Here is a 15684-nt window from a genome sequence, read left to right as displayed (position 1 = left end):
TACCTTAACCGTACGCATCATAAATCACCGTATATCATGATTTTTTTAATCAGATATACGGTGATTTCATTTTATCTGCCACATTCTGCTTGGATCATTTTTGACCAAGGCATATATTGATTTAAAATTTCCGAATGTGGATAGATATCAAGATTCGGAAAATCCGTCAGTAACTTCAAGAGATAACGATAGAAATCCACTCCGTTTGCTTTTGCCGTTTCTGCGATACTTAAACAGATGGCGTTGGCTTTTGCACCAGCTTCACTGACGGAAAAGAGCCAGTTTTTTCTTTTATGTGTTTAAGTCCTAAAAGGAAAAACTGGATTTTTGCAAACACTCCGAAAGGAGCGAAGGCTAGTGCTGTGACTTATAGTATTGTAGAAACAGCCAAAGAAAATGGGCTTAATCCTTATCAATACTTGATGTACATTTTCGAGAAGCTTCCCAATGTAGATGCGAGTAATGAGAACGCCATTGATCGGATTTTTAAAGCCTGATTTTCTACTTCTGTCAAAAATGTCTCGTCATATTCAAATTCCTGTACCTCCGATAAATATCTTATATTTTTTGCTGCTTCAATTCCTCGCCTACGCAAGGCTTTCGATTTTACCAAATCACAATAATAAATGGTATTCGCTGTAGTTGGTACTGAGCCAGCTAATTGAGTAAGATAGGTTACGCCGCCCACATCCTCCAGTATCCCTTTTTGATTTAGTTGTTCGGAAACAGTGACCACATCAATATCTTTATAGCCACCCTTTATACTCTTTAATTCTGGTTTTAATTCTTCCTCTGGAATAAGTAATGATAAGGTTTTGAATAGTTTGTCATCACCTTTGTTGCTTAACTCTGCTGCTAATTTATTTACATACCAATTAGGTGCTCCTGTCGCAATTAATCATATCGGCACATGTTTCAACAGATTTTTCAAAGCGATAAATAAATACAACTTCAATATATCTTTGTCCATCTTTCGAGTGCGGCTTAATGACTTCTAATTTTTGAAATAGGCCCGAGATTTACTGGTGTTCCATACAATTATAAATTGTTATACACAACTTCCAGTAGCTTGATAATATTGTCTTGACGTTGAAACAGTTCGTCCTGACGTTGAAATAGTTTGTCAAGAGTTTTCGTTATACTTTGAATGGCATTACCTGTGCCATAAAGTTTATTCTTGAACTCTACAAGCCCTTGCTTTATCTTTTCAATTTTATTGTCAATTACATCGGCGTATGCGAGCCATAGTATAAATTCGTACATAAAAGGATTAGATTAGTCATTCCTAGGTCCAGTTTAAAAAATTGGGTATTGCTAGGCCTAGTTTCGTATTGCAAAAAATGTGCTATTGCCGTTTATTATTTTCAGGATAGTATTTAACAACAAGAGTCAAATTGAACAGTTGTTTTTCAGTCTTTTTTCATATCGAGAAACATATACTCAGTAAGAATGACTTTAGAATAGGAGGATCTAAATGACAAACAACAACCTGTTAAGCTTTTATGATCCATATGTTTATCAGACATTAACAACCATTGTTGGTAAAATTGTTACTGTTCAAACCATAAGAGGTAGCGTTCGTGGCTCCTTGAAAAATGTATTGCCAGATCACATTGTTGTCGAATCTAACGGAACTCCCTTTTTTATTCGTACCGAGCAAATTATTTGGGTTTTTCCTGGTTAACAAAAAGGAAGTGGAGGGGAAATAATGTTTAAAAGAATAAATAAATTGGCAATTGAACTTCCTATACCCGCACACGGCGATATGAATGCTGCAGCAGCAGTACAAGAACTCTTGGGTGGCAAGTTTGGGGAGATGTCTACCTTAAATAACTATATGTTTCAGTCTTTTAACTTCAGAAATAAAAAAAAGCTAAAACCATTCTATGAGTTAGTGGCAAGCATTACAGCAGAAGAATTTGGTCATGTAGAACTTGTTTCTAATACGATTAATTTGTTATCGGTAGGTAATACTTTTCCAGGGAATCCGGATATCACTCCACTTCAAAATGGGAAGGATGCGAGAAACACCCACCATTTTATTTCTACAGCTCAAACGGCTATACCAGGTGATTCAATGGGAAGACCTTGGACTGGTGATAATGTTTTTAATAGTGGAAATCTGGTTTTAGATTTAACACATAACTTTTTTCTAGAGATTGGTGCACGTACACATAAAATGAGAGTTTATGAGATGACTGATAACCCAGTTGCTAGAACCATGATTGGGTATTTACTTGTTCGTGGAGGAACACATATCCTCGCCTATGCGAAAGCAATCGAAATTGCTACAGGGGTAGACTTGACGAAAATGCTTCCAGTTCCAAATCTTGATAACTCAAAATTTGATTATGCCAGACCGTTCATAGAAAAAGGCTTAAGCAATGTGCTATTCACATGGAGCGAAACAGAATACAGGGATATCGGAATGATTTGGAAAGGAACAAATCCGGAAAATGGGCAACCGCTTGAAGTGAAAATTGGTACTCCTGAAGGCGGACCAATTCCAAACTTAGAGGAGTTACCTGAAGAATTTGCTCCTGGTATTACTAGGGACGATTATGAATTAATCAAAAAACGTCTAATGGAAAATTTATAATAGATTTTTTGTAGGAAAGTTTTTCAACGACCTGGAGGATTTGAAGCAACTATAAGAGGATATTTTTACCAAGCAGCTAGAGAAACAGAAATTAGGTTAGCAAGGAGACTAATTAAAGGAGAACAGCTGTTCAAAGTTATTTAAACGGTGAGGGAAGCTACGATATGGTAAGCCCGAACTATAAAAAATAAGCATACCTTAACCGTACGCATCATAAATCACCGTATATCATGATTTTTTTAATCAGATATACGGTGATTTCATTTTATCTGCCACATTCTGCTTGGATCATTTTTGACCAAGGCATATATTGATTTAAAATTTCCGAATGTTGATAGATATCAAGATTCGGAAAATCCGTCAGTAACTTCAAGAGATAACGATAGAAATCCACTCCGTTTGCTTTTGCCGTTTCTGCGATACTTAAACAGATGGCGTTGGCTTTTGCACCAGCTTCACTGACGGAAAAGAGCCAGTTTTTTCGACCCATCACATTTGGACGAATGGCATTTTCGGCTGGATTATTATCAATTTCGATACGGCCATCCTTCAAGAATGCTTTTAGTCCATTCGCTCTGTTCAGAGTATATTCAGCTGCTTTTGCAAGCGCATTTTTGCCGTAGAATGGTGATTTTTCAACCCAGTCAAGGAATTTCTTAACGATTGGCAACGCAAACTTTTGACGTTTCTTTCTTCGCTTACTGGGAGACAGATGCTTGAATTTCCTTTCAAGTCGATACAAAGCATCACAATAGCTGACACCGATTTGTCCGTTCTTGCTGTTCGCTTTCATCCAATAACGGCGAACATGCGCCCAACAATTTGCGAAGGTGACGCCTTCTATTTTGTCATAGGCCGAATAACCATCACAGACAATCGTTCCGGAATAATCTTCAATGAAGCTTTCGAGAACAGACCGAGCACGTGATAATGAACTTTGAAACAGGACAATCGTTGGACCTTGACTGGGCACACTTCGATAGACCCAATTGTAGGCGTTAGACTGACCAGATTTGCCATCGGAACGGTTGATAATTTGTGAATACGTTTCATCGACATGTAGAATGGTTTTAGCCATCATCAAAGACTTCATTCGTTCGTAAATAGGCAATAGCCAATCGTGTGAGGCACGAATGACCCAATTGGAAAGGTTCTTATCATTCGTGTTCAGGCCATAACGCTCCCATTCCTTTACCTGACGGTAAAGAGGTAAGTATTGTGAAAATTTATCATACATCACTTTGGCAAGTACGCTAGGACTTGCGATGCTACGTTGAATGGGAGGTTGTGGCGCTTTACCACGTTTAATCTGCCCTTTTTGTAATGAATCGCTTTTGCATTTTTTACATTCATAAGCGTGTTCAATATGTTGAACTTTCATCATTTTCGCAGGAATAAATTTCGCCTCTTCACGCACGATTGTACTGCCCATTTCTATCATTTGATCATGGCAACCGTCACAGATTGTATTTGCTGGATGATGGTGAATAGCTTCTATTTCAATATCTTCACGCAAGGAATCATTTCGTTTTTTTGGTTGAATTTTTCGTACAACAGTATAAGAAATGGTCTGTTGGCTTTGTTCTTCTGTGTGCTCAGGATCAGTAAAAGACGGGTCATCCTCAAATAAGGACACTTGCCCGTCGGGCGTATTGTATTTGGATTTTTCTGTTTTAGAGCCATATAAGAGCTTGGTTAAGTGTTGAAGTTGTTGCGTTAACGATTCAATCTGTTTCAACGATTGATCCAACTTTTTCGATAACTCTTTATTTTGTTGATTCGAATGAGCTAATTGATCTTCAAGCAATCGAATTAATTTCTCAGATTGATTTTCATTCGTAGAAGAAACGTTCGTCACATCATTCACCACTTTCGTTCAGTTTCGTTCAGTTTCGTTCCTCCTATTATAATCAGTTCGAACAGTGAAAATAAAGATAAAAATAACGACTTGAACGAATTTAGAACGCACCTTTTGGCGATGGTTGAATGGCTTTTGGCTGCTGAATGGATAACCCTTCAAGGAGCCAGCGAAGCTCCTGTTGTGAAAGATGGCGTACTTCATTTTCATCTTTTGGCCATTGAAGTTTTCCACTATCCAAACGCTTATACAGCATGGCGAAGCCATCACCATCAAAATACAGACATTTATAGCGGTCTTTACTCCACCCTGAAAATAAGAAAATGGAATCGCCATATGGATCAAGTTCGAAAGAATCTTGAATCAGTGTGGCAAGCCCATCAATTCCTTTTCTCATATCTGTCTTACCGCAAATGATATAAATGTTTTTAACACTTGTATAGTCGTGTTTCACCCATTTTTCAACTCCCTCATGACCGCTTGGATGATATGCTCATCTACACCGTTAAAGAAGGAAATTTCAGCGTTTGCTGTTTTAATCGTGCAAGTAGGATTGGAGGAAAGCACTGTTGGCTTTGTTGCAGAATTATTTTCGTTTTCGGTATGTAATGTAACGGGAACAATGGTTAGTTTTTGTTGTGGCATAGGAAAAGCACCTCCTTTTATTGATACATGTATCGTACCAGGAGGTGCTGCGTGTTTATATGCGTTGTTTGAATGGGGGCTTACACGATATGATAGCGAAAAAATATCAGATTAGAAGCTCTACACAACTTAAAAATTGGGTGAAAAAATATAAAGAACGTGGTGAAATTACAGATACTCGCGGGGAAAATAATAAAACGAAAGGTATACCGAACCCTTTAAAAGGCAAACGGATCCATTTTAAAACTGTTGAAGAAGAGCGTGATTACTATAAGGCTCAGGTTGAATATTTAAAAAAGCAGTATCCAAATCTGTAAATGGGGGCGTACTAAAATATAAAGAACGATATCATATCATTGAATTACTAAAGAGAAAATATCCTGTTATATGGCTTACTAAATTTGCGGGTGTACATCGCTCAAGTTACTATAAGTGGGTTCATACAAAAAGTATGAACAACATGCGACTAGAATCCGATAAACGATTAAAAAAGGTAATTCAATCTATTCACGTAAAGCACAAAGAATATGGATATCCACGTATGAAAATCGCTTTAGAAGAAGAGGGATATTTTATAAATCACAAAAAGGTATATCGATTAATGAGTGAGCTTAACATTCAGTCTATTATTCGAAAGAAGCGTCGCTTCTTTAAAGGGAATTATTCTAATACTTTTCCAAATGTTTTAAACCGTGAATTCAAAGATCGCCAACAAAATGAAGCGCTTGTTACAGACATTACCTACCTACGATTTCAAGAGGGCTTCCGCTATCTTTCTGTTGTACAAGATATTTATAATAACGAAGTTGTTTCTTGGAAAATTTCCAAGCGTAATGATAATGAACTTGTATTAGATACAATTGAAATGTTGGCACAAAAAAGAGATGTGCGTGGAACCATTCTCCATTCAGATCAGGGGTTCCAGTACACATCTCATGCCTACAACAAACGACTTTTAGATTTAGGTATCATTGGCAGCCACTCTCGCAAAGGAAACTGCCATGATAATGCCTGTATCGAGTCATTTTTCTCCCATTTTAAATCGGAGATGTTGTATTTGAATCATTTTAAAACAGAAGCGGATTTAATACAAGCAATTGAAGAATATATTTACTTTTATAACTATAAACGTTTCCAAAAACGACTCAACCATCGAGCTCCGATAGAATATCGAATCTCGATGGCTGCTTAGTCTTTTTAATGCTGTCTACTTGACAGGGATAAGACCATTATATATAAAATATAATTGGGCTTTTAAAAGGTACTAAAAAATATATGATTTCTTTACAATGAATTAATGACTACTTTTACGATATCTATAAATTGTCCTGACCCTAATATAAAGCCAATTGCAAGTAACCCGCAAAGTGTCTTTAGGGAGAACTCGACAGCATCTACATTAGGCTTAGTTAAATTAATAAGTCCGCCTATTCCCATAAACAGTGTAATCAACCCAAGTATAAACTTTGTAATAGGATTTACTCCAGGTATTTCATTTCCTACAAATAGCTGAAAGCAGTAGTACATGCTCCAAATAAAAAATACTATTGTTGGAATTGTGGCTAGAATTTGAATACATCTGTCTTTTAAACTAATTTCAGTCATAAGTATCCTCCTTGAATCCTATATTTATACGTTTCTAATAGTTCTTCGGTAAATATCATAACTATTTTTAAAAATCTGCTTTCTTCTCATTTTTTTTATCGATTTCTTTAATTGCGTTTTCATTTTCTTTAATTAATTCATCAAAGTGTTCTTCCTTATTCTCTTCTATATACTTCATAAGTTTTTTAAATTCCATTAAAATCTCCTCTTGCCTTTGTAATATAGAAAGCACCTATTGAATAGGTACTCTCTAAATATATCTATTATTTATATATCACGCTATAAGAAATGTTTCGTTAGCCATTTCTTTAAGTATTTTTGCAAAGAGGTGATTAGTCTCCTCGGATAGCAACTCCTCTGTTTCTAGCAATCGAGAGAGCCTACTTATAAACTCTGTAGTATATAGGATCTTCGTATTTTCTAATTCATCCGGATTAAATAATTGTTCATTCTTCATAGAATGAATGAACAGCTGTACAAGCATCTTTTTATGTTGTGCTTCTGCCTTTTCATGGTACATCGTCATACCTAACCATTGACGTATAATGCGTTCAGCATCTCTTGCTTCTGTTATATCAAATCTAGATACAACAAAGGTTAGTTTGTTCCATGTAAGCTTTGTAGAATCATTAGAATAATTTGAAGGGAAAAAGAAAAAACTCTGCTGCGTAACTTTCTGTCGTTCCTTCATCCAACGAAATATCTCCTGCTTCCCTAAATGAACATCAATTTCCACGAAAAACACAGGGAATGGAGACGTCGTTTTTTCTTCATTTATTGTACAATCAGGTTTGAACACCAATTCACCAAGACATGCGTGATGTATTGGCTCCAATTCATCTCGATATACGCGAATACCATCTGTGTCATACCAGCCTTGTAGTACTGCCTCAATTTCTTCTTCAGATATAAGACTCGTATTCATTTCTTGTTGAATATAAAGTAGATACTCTAAAAGCATTCTTCTACCTTCTACTGTTAGTCCTCCTGGTGCATAGTCTCCCTTTTCTGTACGATCAAACATAATATAATCATATTCAACATGATTACATATGGAAAACAAGTCTGAATCCCTTTTATTTTCGTTTCTAAGGAGCGTTTGCAGGCTTCGTCTATTCATTACATTCCGATACCGAATATCGTTTCTAATCGAACGTAAGAAGCTTTTCCAGGATTGTAGATAAGCATAGTCCGTATACCCCTCACTTATTAGCTGGGTCAACATTTTATCCTCACCATTCATCATTAGGCAAGTCCAACATCCACTACGTGAGTTTGCAGCTCCACAAGCATTTCCCTGCTGCTTCCCACCTGTTTTTATGCCACATTCAAACATAGCTTGTCCATACTGTATGCTCATTTCTTCCACATCCACACCAAAAGGCAGTATCCCTCTATCTAAAAGTAACATCCATACTTCATCACCGGTTAAAAATTTAACTGGATTAAAGCAGAGGATATTCTTCATATCATTATGACGTGAAAATAAGGAATCATTACTTATCTCATGCTTTTGAATACTATGTCTTCTTCGAGCGCTCTCTTCATTACGAACGGCCAGCATAAGTACACCATCATATTCATCAAAGCATTCTACTGCAGTAGTAGTTTGAGAAGCTATTAAGATTTCTTTCATCTTTCGCTGCATCGGTTTGACCTTGAGAGAGTCAGTACACCATCTCAATCTACTGTTTCCGCTCGGTGGTAAAACGCCTCTGCCTATTACCTTATACCAATATGATTCTTTCATAAGTGGTTTCACACCATGAACGACAAATGGTAGGTTTTGCTCATTTGCATTCTCCTGGATCTTTTGTAATGTCCTTGAGATATAAGCCGTCATAGCAGGTGTTTCTACTCCAACTTCGGAAGTTAAGATATGAATTGGATTTGTACGTTGCTCTAGTGGTAGCTCAGCAATTGCATCCCATAGTAACGTCAACATGGCAGAACTATCTTTCCCCCCACTGTAACCTACAAAACAACAATCGCGAGATAAATAGACTTTTTTCATTTCCTCTTTAATTTCTTTATATATATCCATCATTATATTGTTATCCCCATAGCAAAGTATCATTTCATACTACTATGGAGCATGCCTCCTCTGTTTTTAGATAGAAAAAGAGAGTCCCTATTTAATAGGCACTCTCTTTTGTGTATATCCTCTATTTTTAATCAACTGTGATTTCATGTATATTCAACTTGTTTAACTTTTCCATATAAAAGCTCATTACTTTTTGAGCATGTTGTATAGCGATTAATCCATCTTGAACAGTAAGTGCTTCAAAATACGGATAACGAATGTCTGTAGCATAACCATTTAGCTGCACGCACTGTTCTAAAATCAATGAGAACTCCTCATCTAATTTCCGACACAATTTGTGCAGCATTAAAAGGTTATGAGTTTTAGGGACTGGTCTACCGTTTAGTGCAAGAAACCCTTTTAGAAGTTTTTCCACACATTGTTGACTATGATAACAAATAATTGCAGTAGGGAAAGGTTTCATGTGAGTTAAGTAACCAGCAGAATCTAAATCAGATTTTGCAATAAATACCCACTCTTTTAGATCCTCAGTATTTATTGTCGATAGGTAAGTCTTTGAAGCTATCTCCAACTTTTCCCCCGATCCGCACGGTACGTGCCACTTTCACGGCATACCGCGGTCCATCTATATTGTAGTTTTCTTTTCATCAAAATAATGATAAGTTCTAAGCGAACAACGCTAGTTATTCATGTTTCATTTCCACTTCATTTTGTGATTAAATACAGATTTCCTCGTTTTTGACTAATTTTCGCAATTTATTGAGTTTGCCTAACTGTTCCTCATTGAATTTGTGTTCATTGAGTAGTTGGTTTATGGTTTCTATCTTGGTTGCGTGTATTAGTCTATGGACACTTGGTTTGATGATGGTAAGGTTCTTGTAGCTGTCGTCCTTTGTTTCACTCCATAATCGCTTATGGTGACAATGAATGTCCCAAGGTAAGAGTTTCTCACCTGTTACACTGCATTTGCCTTTTTGTGCGACATAAAGAGAAATTCGGTTGTCATTGTATTCTACGGTTGCCCGTTCATTTATAACTGGATTTTCTCTTAACCATTTCAGTTCCGCTTCGGTTATGTCTGCCAAGTTTTTATGTATCAGGGCTCGTCCTTCTGCGGTGTACTTGTTAATGACTTGCTTTTTCATCATCGGGTTTTTGTGTTGAATATAGGAGATTGGTAGGATGGGACGTTTCATGAGAAATCTCATCATTTTTGACTTTAGATATGGTTTAATACCTTTGTCTTTTCCTTTATATTCTCCTATATTCGTGTATCCATTTGTATTGCTTTTACCTCCAGTTGTTGACTTAGGGAATCTGTTATACATTATGTGGTCAAGATTATGGTTCATTTTACTGAAATCCTGGGAGGCATGCGTAGCTATTTTATAATAGTTGTGCTTACCAATGACCATGCTGTTGTATATGCTGATTCTCTTAATTGTTTCATTAGAGTTTGGGGTTTTCTGTATTCTTCTCACTTGTTTTGCTAAATCTTGTTTTGTTTTTTCCAGTGCTTTTGGGGAAACGTGTGTTACTGCAATGTATCGTGTGTCACCGTTCTTCTTTTTACCTTTCTTTACAGCTTTGAGGGTGAAACCTAAGAATTCACTTTGTTGCTTTTTCAGATTGGTTACTTTAGACTTTTCGGCTGAGATAGGCAGTTTTAGACGTTCTTCTAACCACATTTGAGTCGCTTTGAAAATTTTCTCCGCATTACTACGTGTGTTTGTGAAGATTTTAAAGTCATCTGCGTACCTTACGATGTACATTGGTTTCATCTTGGAAGTTTTGGTGAGTTGTGTCGTTACAACGTCATTGCACCAAATTCCCCTCATGCATCTCGGTTTTACCTTTTTAGCTTTGAATGTCTCCCATTGTCTACTTATCCACCAGTCGAATTCATTAAGATTGACGTTGGCAAGTATAGGACTAAGAATCCCGCCTTGTGGGGTGCCCTTGGTCGGGAACATTGTTGTGCCATCAGGCATTTGCACTGGGGCTTTCAGTATTTTTCGGATAATGACCAGAAGTTGTTTGTCACGGATACCCAATGTCCATAATAGACGCATGAGCTTGACGTGATTTACCTCGTCAAAAAAACCTTTAATGTCTACGTCTACTACATATGTAAGGTTTTGTTTATTTACTCGCACTGATGCATCTGCTAGGGCATGTTCAGCACTTCTGTTTGGGCGAAAACCATAACTTCGGTTACTGAAGTGCGCTTCGCAGATTGGCTCCATGACTTGTAAGATGCACTGTTGGATTATCCTATCCCACATAGCCGGTATTCCCAGGGGTCTGGTTTGTCCGTTGGGCTTCGAAATTTCTTTACGTCTTACTTTCTGCGGTTGGTAGTTTTGAAAGCGTCTTTTAACTTCATTCAAGAAATAGCTTTGTTCCATTCCCTCAATATTCTTTATATTTACATTATCACAAGCTGCAGTTCTACTTCCTTTATTCCCCTTAATATTGCGGTAGGCGAGAAGTATATTTTCGTCTGATATAATGATAGACATTAGGTTTTTGAAAGAATTTCCCTTTGTTGCTTTTTGGTATAGGTTATCTAGGACAGGTTGAATACCGTAGTATTCGTTGTGTCTTAGTTTATTCCCCTTTGGCGCGGACTTAGAATTGCCATTCATGGTCTATCACCTACTCTCAAATTGATTTTTGGTGACCTTTTGAGTCTTACCAGAATCCATGCAAGATTAGATGAAATTTCAGTTCCTACTATATAGACTTGTGGCTGTTCCTCCAGTTCCATTACAGAACCTTCAACGGTCGTGCCACTACTCTCACCACTATTAAGAATACTTCCCTTGGTTGTCCATTTCGTATTCAACTGTATCCGCCGATAGAGATTACTCTCAACGTTGGTGGCTTTCGACGTTCCATTCAGACTATCATTGTTTTAAAGGTCATTTTGACCTCCGATTTAGGTGCTTGCTATACCCCGTGTCTAGCTCCGTTGCCTATAACAACGTTAGGATTGTTAATTATGAGATATCCCCAATCCATTAGACAAGTCTTGTTTTCAGACTCCGAATCATTTCTGATCCGTGTCCTTTTCGAGGCGTACATTCGCAAGTTCGTCAATGGTTTACCACATTCTCACCATGTCGGTTGACAGCATACGGTACTTGGTTAGTTCCAACCGGTTTATTACTCCTGTTGGCTTTCGGTTATACAGTTGTGCACTACGAACCGTGACCGTATATTTTACCCTGCTCTCCACATCACGCTATGCCTAGTGTATGCAGTTGGGAATCTCACTGGGGTAGTTTCGGGGCGTTACTCCTTCATTCCTACCACTTATCTGAACAGTTATCCTGTTCTTTATTGCTTTGATTGTTTTTCCAATTAAGAACAGTCCTCGTTGTCGCTTATACTTCCGTATTGCTTACTCGAGAACGTCTCGCACCTCATATAGGACCTTCCCTTCTAGTGCAATTTTGTGCTCCATGGTTACATTGCGATTAGCACGTTCTTGAAACTCTTCTGGTCCATACACTAAAATATCAACTGGTGTTTCCATTATATCGTAAATACCCCAATTAATACGGTTAATGACTTCCCTTTTTCTTGCTCCTACACCATCCACAACAATACAAAGATCAAAATCGCTATCTTCATTTGGTGTGCCATAAGCATGAGAGCCAAAAAGGATTATTTTTTGGACAGAAGACACGGTTTCACAAATTTTTTGTACTAATAGGTTTAATTCCCTTTGTACTTCTTCGTTAATCCGAATCACCTCTTGGATAATTGAATTATATTGACGTTTGATTATATTATACATACATTTCACTTCTCCCTGCTATTACATATTTATTTTTATATTTTTCTCTTGTTTCCCAACGTTCTGCAATGATTGATAACATTCGTATATCTGCTTGAAATCTTGTAAAAATCCATCGTCAGAGATACTATGAAATCCTTTAAAGTTCTTTCTACACCAATATAAAATGCTAGATTCATCCTTCGCTAAAAAAGAATCCGGATTGAAATGAATCAAAGCCTCTGCTAAACAAGCCAGAAGCAATGGTATCATTTCGGAATCTTGCTTTGATAAATCAAGTACAGATACAACGGTATACTGTTTATATTGGTAGTATTGTAGAACACCATTACACATGTTTGTTGGTGTTAAACTGTGTTGCAATTGAGTGGAATCTAATTGATACACTCTCATCTTGTCCCCTCCTATATCATTACCCCTCAATTGGTGCAGCTTTCATAAAAGCCTTTTGAGCCTGGAAAATGATATAGTGATTCGATACAGTACCTTCATCAAAGAGTTCGTTGACGAATTGAGCAACAGTCATGGCAGCGAACTTATTAGTAATAACGCGCTGTGGTTCTGAAGCAGCTAATTCGGAACAACTTAATTGACTTGGAGCCGTTTCTTTTTTCGTAAAAGCATCCGCAAATAAATCACCAAGCGGTGAAAGAATGACCTCGCCATTCAATTTAACTCCACATACTGCTTGTCCGTTATAACCACTGTTTTTATAATCAGCTATTTGTTGAGGTGTCCAATGTCTTTTATTTACTTCTCTCCAATTATCAGGAACGGTTACAGCTGTATTCCCTACATCGATGTAAAGAAGATTATCCGATTGATGGAAGAATTGATGAAAGACTTCACGAGAAAACATATTATCTACTGCCCCAATTACAATTGGCAGATACAAGTAGTCGTCTTTATGTTGTTTTTTTAATAAATCATATTTATTACCAAACAACTGCTGCATTGTTTCTATGTCTTCTATGTACTGTGACGTAAAGGAAGAGATAGGAACGTTATAGCCAGCTTTATATCGACGAGCGAGTACTTCTGCTTTGTATTTACCAACATCAGGTCGAATAAAGAGTTGATTTCCAAGGTTGTAGAGTAGGAAGCGAGCGCCTTGTCATATTGCTATGATAGGTTTCTCAAAACCCCTCACCGAACCGTACGTACTCCTCTCAGAGTATACGGCTCTCCATCAATTGCTTGTCAAAGTTATTTTTTTCTGTTTTTCGCTATAAGTTCTACTCTCATATCATAGTGAATTTCATTATGGCAATCCTCACATACGGCTAATGTTTTGCGTCTACGGGCAATCATTAATTTTTGCCATTTGGCTTTGCCTTTCTCAACATCTTTCATTTTTCGGACATGGTGCATTACTAAGTTAGAATCGGTTTTACCACAATGTTCACATTTGTTGGCTGACAACCTATCCATAAGACTAGTTGTTGACATATGAACTCTTGAGGCTAACAAGTTGTCGATGTTATTTTCTTGTGTTTTCATCTTAGTTATATCAACCGTTCTAAATCCTTCCCTGTAGAAAGAATGAGAGTGTTGTTTGCCTTTTTTATCTTTGTAATTGACTATGAATACACCGTTTTTGCAATATTTCCCCTTAATTTTTCCGATTGAGCTTTTATATTTATTGGCGAATGTTTTATACATGCTGTATTCTAGAACGTAACTGAATTTTTGGAGTACCGTTGAATTAACTGCATATTTGTAGTAGTTGTACATCCCTCTGATCTGTAATACATAATTATGTAGTATTTCCAAATCATCTAGGTGTGCCATTTCCGGTCTATGCTTTGGTTTCCAAGTTTCTTTCCCATTCACATACTTCATTTCTAAAACATTCAGGGCAAGTAATTTATTTCGCCATGCTTCATGGGGGATTTCAAGTCTTACTTTTAGATTGTGATGTCTTCTTTTTGCACCTTTCACCGAGTATTTGGTAAATAACTCGTTTCTAGTGATATTGACGTTGTATCCAAGAAATGTTGCTTTCTTGCTAGAGTGGGTGATAAGTGTTTTTTCTTCTGATAAAGTTAATTTTAATTCTTCATTGAGAAATTGAGCTATATCAGATTTAATGGCTTTGGCATCATCTTTACTGCCGATTATCATTACAATAAAGTCATCAGCATATCTAACATATTTTAGTGACTTAAATTTATCCGACATTGGATTGTAGTAGGGACGTTGTCCCCTTTCCTTAACCCATTCGTTGACTTGCTCGATTAATTCCTGAGCTTCATTGTGTTTACCTTGTTCTCTTAGTAAGTCTGCTTTCTTACGCCCTCTTTTTATTTTGAGGTGTAAGTATTGATATCTTTTATCAACTTCTCTGTCTTTTGGTTGACCTTTTCCGAACTTTTCAGCGTATTTTTCCATGTATATATCTAGTTCGTTTAGATATATGTTGGCAAGAAGAGGACTGAGAATCCCTCCTTGTGGTGTTCCACTGAATGTTTTGTGGAATTGCCAATCCTCCATGTACCCAGCTCTTAGGAACTTCCATATTAATCCGATGAGTGTTTCGTCATTGATACGTTTTCTTAGTAGGTCAATTAGGATATGGTGGTCGATATTGTCAAAGAAACCTTGAATATCACCTTCAATAAACCATTTAGTTCCATTACCACTCTTTTTAATTTGTTTCAAAGCTGTATGACAACCCCTATTTTTCCTGAATCCATGTGAGTTCTCAGAGAAGTTTGGTTCATAAATTGCTTCTAAGATATACTTTATTACTAATTGGACAAGTTTATCGTCAAATGTCGGTACCCCAAGAGGACGTTTTTTCTTACTCCCTTTTTTATCAATATATACTCGCTTAACAGGAGTAGGTTTATAGTTACCATTTTTAATGTTGTTGATGATTTTAGATACTCTATTTTTTGAGAAGCCATCAACAGTGTTATTTATGGTTCCTCTGGTCATATTACCTGAATTGGCATATATTTCTTGATAACCTTTATAGTAGAATTCTGGATTATAAAGATTTCTATATAATCTTTTGAACTTATAGTTTTCTTTAATAGTATTCTTCGACAAGGTGTTCAATACATAAACTGGATTTCTCATCAGCATCTCGCTTCCTTCCTGTTTATTATCATCATGAACTAATT

Annotated in this window: 16 protein-coding genes and 4 pseudogenes; 6 read left to right on the top strand and 14 right to left on the bottom strand. The window is 36.8% G+C overall.

Going from position 1 to position 15684, the window contains the following annotated elements; all coding sequences use genetic code 11:
- Positions 1-71 precede the first annotated feature (71 nt).
- A pseudogene (locus tag KI369_RS03705) lies at positions 72-290 on the bottom strand (IS66 family transposase); the annotation flags it as partial.
- Positions 291-311: 21 nt separating this feature from the next.
- Between KI369_RS03705 and KI369_RS03700 the strand changes: the two are divergent.
- Positions 312-497: pseudogene (locus KI369_RS03700) on the top strand (transposase domain-containing protein); the annotation flags it as partial.
- On the opposite strand, the gene KI369_RS03695 reads toward KI369_RS03700, so the two are convergent.
- Complete coding sequence (locus tag KI369_RS03695; protein WP_076315514.1) at positions 413-736, bottom strand: DnaB-like helicase N-terminal domain-containing protein; 324 nt, start codon at positions 734-736, stop codon at positions 413-415. The pseudogene KI369_RS03700 and the gene KI369_RS03695 overlap by 85 nt on opposite strands.
- 738 nt (positions 737-1474) lie before the next feature.
- Here KI369_RS03695 and KI369_RS03690 point away from each other — a divergent pair.
- The 3 genes and pseudogenes from KI369_RS03690 to KI369_RS29415 form a co-directional block, all read left to right on the top strand.
- Positions 1475-1684, top strand: a complete 210-nt coding sequence (locus KI369_RS03690) for a YuzF family protein (RefSeq protein WP_088029881.1) — start codon at positions 1475-1477, stop codon at positions 1682-1684.
- A gap of 24 nt (positions 1685-1708) precedes the next feature.
- Positions 1709-2599: a manganese catalase family protein gene (locus KI369_RS03685; RefSeq protein ID WP_031538344.1), complete on the top strand. Its 891-nt coding sequence runs from the start codon at positions 1709-1711 to the stop codon at positions 2597-2599.
- An 18-nt stretch (positions 2600-2617) separates the two neighbouring features.
- Positions 2618-2725 (top strand): annotated as a pseudogene (locus tag KI369_RS29415) (cell wall hydrolase); the annotation flags it as partial.
- Positions 2726-2864: 139 nt separating this feature from the next.
- Here KI369_RS29415 and tnpC read toward each other — a convergent pair.
- From tnpC to KI369_RS03670, 3 genes are all read right to left on the bottom strand, one after another.
- Positions 2865-4457, bottom strand: a complete 1593-nt coding sequence (gene tnpC / locus KI369_RS03680; protein WP_088029994.1) for an IS66 family transposase — start codon at positions 4455-4457, stop codon at positions 2865-2867.
- Positions 4458-4557: 100 nt separating this feature from the next.
- Positions 4558-4911 carry an IS66 family insertion sequence element accessory protein TnpB gene (gene tnpB / locus KI369_RS03675; RefSeq protein WP_140384346.1) on the bottom strand — a complete coding sequence of 118 codons (354 nt, stop codon included), beginning with the start codon at positions 4909-4911 and terminating at the stop codon, positions 4558-4560.
- Positions 4908-5102 carry a hypothetical protein gene (locus tag KI369_RS03670; protein ID WP_039238838.1) on the bottom strand — a complete coding sequence of 65 codons (195 nt, stop codon included), beginning with the start codon at positions 5100-5102 and terminating at the stop codon, positions 4908-4910. Before KI369_RS03670 ends, tnpB begins: the two co-directional genes overlap by 4 nt.
- Positions 5103-5191: 89 nt before the next feature.
- Between KI369_RS03670 and KI369_RS03665 the strand changes: the two genes are divergently transcribed.
- Complete coding sequence (locus KI369_RS03665) at positions 5192-5419, top strand: hypothetical protein (protein ID WP_098639484.1); 228 nt, start codon at positions 5192-5194, stop codon at positions 5417-5419.
- Positions 5389-6294, top strand: coding sequence for an IS3 family transposase (locus tag KI369_RS03660; protein ID WP_113712782.1), 906 nt, complete (start codon positions 5389-5391; stop codon positions 6292-6294). Before KI369_RS03665 ends, KI369_RS03660 begins: the two co-directional genes overlap by 31 nt.
- Positions 6295-6386: 92 nt before the next feature.
- Here KI369_RS03660 and KI369_RS03655 read toward each other — a convergent pair whose 3' ends face one another.
- From KI369_RS03655 to KI369_RS03620, 9 genes and pseudogenes are all read right to left on the bottom strand, one after another.
- Positions 6387-6707 carry a hypothetical protein gene (locus KI369_RS03655; protein WP_061531286.1) on the bottom strand — a complete coding sequence of 107 codons (321 nt, stop codon included), beginning with the start codon at positions 6705-6707 and terminating at the stop codon, positions 6387-6389.
- 67 nt (positions 6708-6774) lie between these two features.
- Positions 6775-6903 (bottom strand): hypothetical protein, encoded by a 129-nt coding sequence (locus KI369_RS29615; RefSeq protein ID WP_256943800.1) that lies wholly within the window; start codon positions 6901-6903, stop codon positions 6775-6777.
- Positions 6904-6981: 78 nt separating this feature from the next.
- On the bottom strand, positions 6982-8754 hold the full coding sequence (locus KI369_RS03650) for a phosphoadenosine phosphosulfate reductase domain-containing protein (RefSeq protein WP_061531290.1): 1773 nt from the start codon (positions 8752-8754) through the stop codon (positions 6982-6984).
- A gap of 124 nt (positions 8755-8878) precedes the next feature.
- On the bottom strand, positions 8879-9322 hold the full coding sequence (locus tag KI369_RS03645; RefSeq protein ID WP_061531287.1) for a HEPN domain-containing protein: 444 nt from the start codon (positions 9320-9322) through the stop codon (positions 8879-8881).
- A gap of 145 nt (positions 9323-9467) precedes the next feature.
- Positions 9468-11399: a group II intron reverse transcriptase/maturase gene (gene ltrA, locus KI369_RS03640; RefSeq protein ID WP_202338138.1), complete on the bottom strand. Its 1932-nt coding sequence runs from the start codon at positions 11397-11399 to the stop codon at positions 9468-9470.
- A gap of 758 nt (positions 11400-12157) precedes the next feature.
- Positions 12158-12556: a nucleotidyltransferase domain-containing protein gene (locus KI369_RS03635; RefSeq protein ID WP_061531288.1), complete on the bottom strand. Its 399-nt coding sequence runs from the start codon at positions 12554-12556 to the stop codon at positions 12158-12160.
- A 21-nt stretch (positions 12557-12577) separates the two neighbouring features.
- Positions 12578-12949, bottom strand: a complete 372-nt coding sequence (locus KI369_RS03630) for a hypothetical protein (RefSeq protein WP_001267127.1) — start codon at positions 12947-12949, stop codon at positions 12578-12580.
- Between the two features lie 19 nt (positions 12950-12968).
- A pseudogene (locus KI369_RS03625) lies at positions 12969-13646 on the bottom strand (ubiquitin-activating E1 family protein); the annotation flags it as partial.
- 116 nt (positions 13647-13762) lie between these two features.
- A complete protein-coding gene (locus KI369_RS03620) occupies positions 13763-15640 on the bottom strand; it encodes a reverse transcriptase domain-containing protein (protein WP_308443113.1) in 1878 nt (625 codons plus the stop codon).
- Between the last annotated feature and the right edge of the window lie 44 nt (positions 15641-15684).

Source organism: Bacillus sanguinis (assembly GCF_018332475.1).
GTDB lineage: Bacteria > Bacillota > Bacilli > Bacillales > Bacillaceae_G > Bacillus_A > Bacillus_A sanguinis.
This window is presented reverse-complemented; position numbering and strand designations above follow the sequence as displayed.

Coding starts and splice junctions, on each gene's coding strand:
- KI369_RS03690 (WP_088029881.1), top strand. CDS start 1,475: ATGACAAACAACAACCTGTTAAGCTTTTATGATCCATATGTTTATCAG.
- KI369_RS03685 (WP_031538344.1), top strand. CDS start 1,709: ATGTTTAAAAGAATAAATAAATTGGCAATTGAACTTCCTATACCCGCA.
- KI369_RS03670 (WP_039238838.1), bottom strand. CDS start 5,102: ATGCCACAACAAAAACTAACCATTGTTCCCGTTACATTACATACCGAA.
- KI369_RS03665 (WP_098639484.1), top strand. CDS start 5,192: ATGATAGCGAAAAAATATCAGATTAGAAGCTCTACACAACTTAAAAAT.
- KI369_RS03655 (WP_061531286.1), bottom strand. CDS start 6,707: ATGACTGAAATTAGTTTAAAAGACAGATGTATTCAAATTCTAGCCACA.
- KI369_RS29615 (WP_256943800.1), bottom strand. CDS start 6,903: ATGGAATTTAAAAAACTTATGAAGTATATAGAAGAGAATAAGGAAGAA.
- KI369_RS03650 (WP_061531290.1), bottom strand. CDS start 8,754: ATGATGGATATATATAAAGAAATTAAAGAGGAAATGAAAAAAGTCTAT.
- ltrA (WP_202338138.1), bottom strand. CDS start 11,399: ATGAATGGCAATTCTAAGTCCGCGCCAAAGGGGAATAAACTAAGACAC.
- KI369_RS03635 (WP_061531288.1), bottom strand. CDS start 12,556: ATGTATAATATAATCAAACGTCAATATAATTCAATTATCCAAGAGGTG.
- KI369_RS03630 (WP_001267127.1), bottom strand. CDS start 12,949: ATGAGAGTGTATCAATTAGATTCCACTCAATTGCAACACAGTTTAACA.
- KI369_RS03620 (WP_308443113.1), bottom strand. CDS start 15,640: ATGAGAAATCCAGTTTATGTATTGAACACCTTGTCGAAGAATACTATT.